This window comes from Vibrio sp. B183 (genome assembly GCF_000740665.1).
GTDB lineage: Bacteria > Pseudomonadota > Gammaproteobacteria > Enterobacterales > Vibrionaceae > Vibrio > Vibrio coralliilyticus.
The window spans coordinates 1-5,220 of the sequence record NZ_JPQB01000024.1; the positions used below are offsets into that span (position 1 = coordinate 1).

Consider the following 5,220-nt stretch of genomic DNA (forward strand, 5'->3'; position numbering starts at 1 on the left):
CCGGAATTTGTTGACCACTACAATTCTGGCACAAACCAAAAACCATACTAAAGTTTAAATGGGACAAGTACTTAACTTAGTACATTTGACTACCTTTTAGTTAGTTTCGCGCCCTGCAAAGGGCGCTTTTTTCTCAACTTAAATACCACTCCTGACGAACCATCCCTTATTAGTATTTAAAATTAGTGACCAAGCCTTGTAAGTGGCTACTCATCTGAGAGAGCTCCTCGCTGGCTGCAGATGTTTGTGTCGCACCATCTGCGGTAATGCTCGCCATTTCACTAATCGAAATAATATGATGGTTAATCTCTTTTGAGACCGAGGCTTGATGATCGGCTGAACGTGCTATCTGCTCACTCATTTGCTTAATTTTTTCTACCGCATTTGCAATGGTTTTGAGGGCCTCACCTGACTGAGCGGCATACTTCACTGCTGATTGAGTTTGAGATAAGCTCTCGCTCATCACGGTAACGGCCTCTCTTGCTCCCGATTGCAGTTTCTCAATCATGGTATTAATTTCTTCTGTCGACTTCTGAGTGCGGCTTGCTAACGTGCGGACCTCATCAGCCACCACCGCAAAACCACGTCCTTGCTCACCCGCCCGGGCCGCTTCAATGGCCGCATTGAGCGCAAGAAGATTAGTTTGCTCAGCGATGCCCTTGATGACATCCAAAACGGTATTAATTTCGTTACTGTGTTGCTCAACGTCATTAATGGCCTTAGCGGACTCTTCCACTTGGCTAGACAGTTTATCAATTTCGTCCATTGTTTGAAGGACGACTCGGTCGCCTTCGTCAGTCTGGGCACTGGCTTCATTGGAAGCGTTAGATGCATCTGCAATATTGGTTGCGACATCTTGTACCGTGACCATCATTTCATTCATGGCAGTTGAGACTTGCTCTGTGAGATGGCGTTGCTCCTTAATCGTCTCTCCTGCTTTGTGGGTGATAGAAGACAATTCTTCCCCAGAAGACGCCACTCTATTTACTGTGTCAACCACACTGCCGATGAGCTCTCTCTGAGAAGCAATGCTGGTATTTAAACTGGAAGCCATCTGACCAATCTCATCTTCTGACTGGTAATACACTTGGTGAGTCAGGTCGCCTTTATCCAACTGCTCTAAAACATCTCGCATTGCATACACAGGGTGCGTGATACTGCGCACTAAATACCACCCTGCAAGACCTGCCAGCACCATACTTAGTACAATGATAGTGAGTGTGGAGCGCAGCATACTTTCGTAGGCCAACTGAGCATTACTATGTCGCTTAGCCGCACGTTTCACTTGGTAATCCGCTAATTGATTGACGGCTTCACGGGCCTGACGAAAAGCCGTTTGGGCGTCACCATAAAAAACCACCTCAGCCGCATTTAAATCTCCTTCTCGACTAAGAGGGATGATTTTTCGATTCAATAAATCAAAGTAAGTTGAAGCGTTTTTTTTGTACGTCTCCATAAACTCCATTTCAGTGCGGCTCAAACGGGATTCCCTGTAACTGGATTCATTCTTATTAAGGCGAGCCCTTTGCTCTTTTATTTTGTCTTCATGGATACTCTGTCGATCTGTTTCTCTCAAGTGGCGACCAGCTCTGTCTCTTATCCTGTAAAGAGAAGATTTCATGTCTTCCACGGTTTCTAACGGAACCAACTCTTGAGTGTAGAGATTATTGACTCGTTGATTGATAGCATCGGCTTCGTAAAGACCCAAAAGCCCAAGCGAGAGTAACATCACAACCATGATGGCCAAGACGCTATAAAGCTTAGTGGCGATGGCCCAATTTTTAAACGTTTTCATTAGAGCTACCTTTTTTAACATATTCAGACTATTCACCATGCTCGGTGATATCGAGATAAAAATACATGAATGCCATTTTCATCGTTAACTTTAAGTGTAGATACATCGCAGCAACCTACCAAAGAAACAGAGAGGGGGGCACTAAAGGAGCTGAGCTTTGACGTCCATTCACCTTTTCACAAGACAAAAAAAACGCTCTTTAGGGATAAGAGCGTGTATCGTTAAGCAGTTACAATATATGTGATAAAAATGCTAGGTGTCGTTAGGTTTAACGTTAGCTGAACAAAAATAACGAGAGTTCGTTGATTTTCCAAGATATTTTGTGAGCGAAGGTACTATTTTGTGAACTAGGTGAGAGGTTTGAACTGCATGATGAAAAATTGCGCCCCGAAGGGCGCGCCACTAACTAAAAAGGAGTCAAAAAAGTACGAAACTAACTTATTCCTTTTCAGTGTAGATGGAGATAGCCATGCTTGCCAGCCCACCTTCAAAAAAAAGCGCTCGGAAGCGAGCGCAAAGCCATATTATCTAAGTTGTATGAGTGATATGCGTAAAGCACGACATCAGAGTTAACTATAGCGGCTTTTTCTTGATTTGCCAGTCAATATTATGTGTTTATATTCGTCATGCTCAGTATAACCTCTGCGACTCTAGGAGAGTGCTTGAAGCTGCCACCTTTCACCTTTGGCTAAAGGAGGAGGTTTCGTCATTAAATGTCACCTGATACGAGGTCATTGCTCTAGTGGTGCCTGTCAATGTGTCTGAAACCATCACTGGCAACGTGGATATGTGCATCTGGGGAGCATATTGTTTGAAACAAGCCATATGGAAAGCCAACTGCTTACATTGAAAAAAGAGGATGCCGTCCAAAGGTGTAATCGTATCACCACTAAGTAAACATCGGCTCAAAGACGGAGAGGACAGCGCCCTGGTTTCCCCATCGACCACTCTCAGCGCCTTTGTTTGGTGACGACTGATAATATTATCTGGCAAAGCGGGAGTGAAGCGAGAATACACCATCCCCCGTTTTTCTTCATTAATGCACCGACGCCATGTCAAGAGTGTCATGGAAGTGGACAGAGCGTGAATCACCTGAGGAACTTGAGCAATCAATAAACGGTTTCTCAAATCTTCTGCAGTGAGGTAGTCCACCCAGTGAATGGCTCGCCTAGCTCTGGCAAGTTCATCCAACCCTTGTTTTTCTAGACCAATTAAAACGGATTGCCACTGCTGAGTGAGTGTGGCGGAAAGCGGGTCAGTCTGGACATTCATCGCTTCAATAACATAGTGAATATGCATGACGGCTTCCTCAGTTCAAGGCTATGCAGAGGCAGGCAGTGCCTCTACCTTGATATATAGTCTTTCATTTATTGAAAGAGTGTAGGATTATTTCATCCGCCAAAACGTAACGTGCTTTTAAAGCCGACCTACTGAGAACACAACTGATGGAACCCGCCCCCCCCTTTTTGTCCCCGTTATTTGAAAAGAAAAAGCGCCCTAAGGGCGCTCAAAATATTAGGCGACAGGTGTATGATTATCATCTTCATACTGCCTACAGCTTAGTCTATTTTTTAATGTCGTCCAATTTTTTCACCAAAAAATAAACCGTCGCTTTATTACTCGCGCGATTATTAACTTCAAAGTCTGGTTAGGCAGGTGTGAAAATCGGCACATATGGCGGAAGTTGACTAAAATACACCTTAGGCATCAACTTTCAAAGGGCTGCGTAATGAAATTTTTATGGAGTCTGCTAGCACTTTTATCCTTTAGTACCAACAGTCAGACGATTGTCATCGCATATTCAAATGATGCGTTCCCCCCTTATATTGTGGGGACTGGAACGGTACCGGATAAGGACAGGCCTGGGGTGACAATAGAAACTCTCACTCACATCGCGGAGCATTTAGGGCTTGAAGTGGTTTTTAAACGAGCACCTTGGTCGAGAGTGCTGAGCATGGCAAAGAATAATCGGGTCGACGCCGTCTTTCATGCCAGCTATAAAGCAGAGAGAGCGGTGTATTTGGCTTACCCTATGGTCGGTGAGCAACCAGATAAAGCGAAGTACCTCAAACGTCAACGATACTTTTTATACAGACGAAAAGGGACCCACGTCTACAACCATGAAGGGGACATCCATGACCTACAAGGCGCTATAGGTACCGTCACCCGCTATGCTGTGGTGGATAGTTTACGTTATCAAGGGCTTGATGTTCGAGAGGTCAGTGATGCGCGTAAAGGGCTTGAACTGCTCAGTAAAGGCCGCTTAGGTGGTTGGGTAGGACTAGAAAGTATTAATGATGAACTCCTTTCAACAACCCCTTTCTTCGGTAACGTTGAAAAAGTGGCCCTTCCTGTTCTAGACCAGTCATCGTATCTGGCTTTTACAAAGACATTTTATGAGAAAAATGAACCTCTGGCCCAATTATTCTGGGCACATGTCGAAGGCTTTACGGGAAGTCCCGAGTACCTCCATCTCATGAAAAAATATCGGGTGCAAGGTAAGTTAGAATGAGTATCAGGTATCTCTCATTAGTGTTAGTGTTTATTGTTGCCTGGGCAATGAGTCCCCACGTCACTGCGCAGAATGAAATACAATATGTGACAGAGGAGTACCCACCCTATAACTACTCAAGGAACGGAGAGTTAAAAGGGCTCTCTGTCGAGCTGCTGACGGAGATGCACCAGTTAGCTGGACTTCCTCTTCGGGTTTCTTCAATCAAAATTCTTCCTTGGCGCCGGGCTTACAAGACAGCCCAAAAAAAAGAGGGGCATGCTGTCTTTTCAACAACCCGAACCAACACCAGAGAAAATGACTTTCAATGGGTAGGTCCCATTATCGAAACGAAAGTGGTCATTCTCACAACAAACTCTACAGCTCCTATCAAAAATATATACTCGTTGTTTTCAAGTCAGATTGGGGTAGTCAGAAAGGATATTGGCGAAGAAAGTCTTATTAATGCAGGATTTCCCGTTGGCAATCTCGTGAGAACCGACGATGTCAGGGAGTTAGTTGATGCTTTGCATTCAAATCAACTTAATTATATTGCTTATGAAGAAAATGTGGCTCGTTGGTGGATAAGTCAAACACACCTTCCGCAAGAGGATTTCAAAGCTGTGTATACACTCGTTGAAGGCGAACTGTATTACTCGTATAACACAGCAATAGAGAGCCGAAGGTTGGAGCGATTGCAGCAGGCTTTGAATAGTTTAAAAATCAGCGGAGATGGATCGCCGACGATCTATCAACGTATCATTGACAAGTATTTTTGATGGCCGAAGTGACTTATTACTACCGAAACCATTGTGGCTTTAGACAAGCAGCTACGGATATCAAACTCACCGCTATCCGCTAAGAAATAGTATTTTAACATGCACAACTCTCCCTATAAGGCATTGTATATAGTGTAGTGGTCAACAAATTCCGG

The 5,220-nt window shown here is 44.3% G+C and carries 4 protein-coding genes; 2 read left to right on the forward strand and 2 right to left on the reverse strand.

Annotated features, from left to right (window positions below; translation table 11 throughout):
- Window positions 1–169 precede the first annotated feature (169 nt).
- Both IX95_RS21655 and IX95_RS21665 read right to left on the reverse strand, forming a co-directional pair.
- On the reverse strand, window positions 170–1,795 hold the full coding sequence (locus IX95_RS21655; protein ID WP_051912631.1) for a methyl-accepting chemotaxis protein: 1,626 nt from the start codon (window positions 1,793–1,795) through the stop codon (window positions 170–172).
- Between the two features lie 678 nt (window positions 1,796–2,473).
- A complete protein-coding gene (locus IX95_RS21665; protein WP_051912633.1) occupies window positions 2,474–3,094 on the reverse strand; it encodes a hypothetical protein in 621 nt (206 codons plus the stop codon).
- 430 nt (window positions 3,095–3,524) lie between these two features.
- Between IX95_RS21665 and IX95_RS21670 the strand changes: the two genes are divergently transcribed.
- Complete coding sequence (locus IX95_RS21670; protein ID WP_038163968.1) at window positions 3,525–4,307, forward strand: substrate-binding periplasmic protein; 783 nt, start codon at window positions 3,525–3,527, stop codon at window positions 4,305–4,307.
- Window positions 4,304–5,065, forward strand: a complete 762-nt coding sequence (locus tag IX95_RS21675; RefSeq protein ID WP_038163969.1) for a substrate-binding periplasmic protein — start codon at window positions 4,304–4,306, stop codon at window positions 5,063–5,065. The genes IX95_RS21670 and IX95_RS21675 overlap by 4 nt, the downstream gene beginning before the upstream one ends.
- The last annotated feature ends 155 nt before the right edge of the window (window positions 5,066–5,220 follow it).

Excerpts from the sequence above, each read along its gene's own strand:
- IX95_RS21655 (WP_051912631.1), bottom strand. The coding sequence starts at position 1,795 with ATGAAAACGTTTAAAAATTGGGCCATCGCCACTAAGCTTTATAGCGTC.
- IX95_RS21665 (WP_051912633.1), bottom strand. The coding sequence starts at position 3,094 with ATGCATATTCACTATGTTATTGAAGCGATGAATGTCCAGACTGACCCG.
- IX95_RS21670 (WP_038163968.1), top strand. The coding sequence starts at position 3,525 with ATGAAATTTTTATGGAGTCTGCTAGCACTTTTATCCTTTAGTACCAAC.
- IX95_RS21675 (WP_038163969.1), top strand. The coding sequence starts at position 4,304 with ATGAGTATCAGGTATCTCTCATTAGTGTTAGTGTTTATTGTTGCCTGG.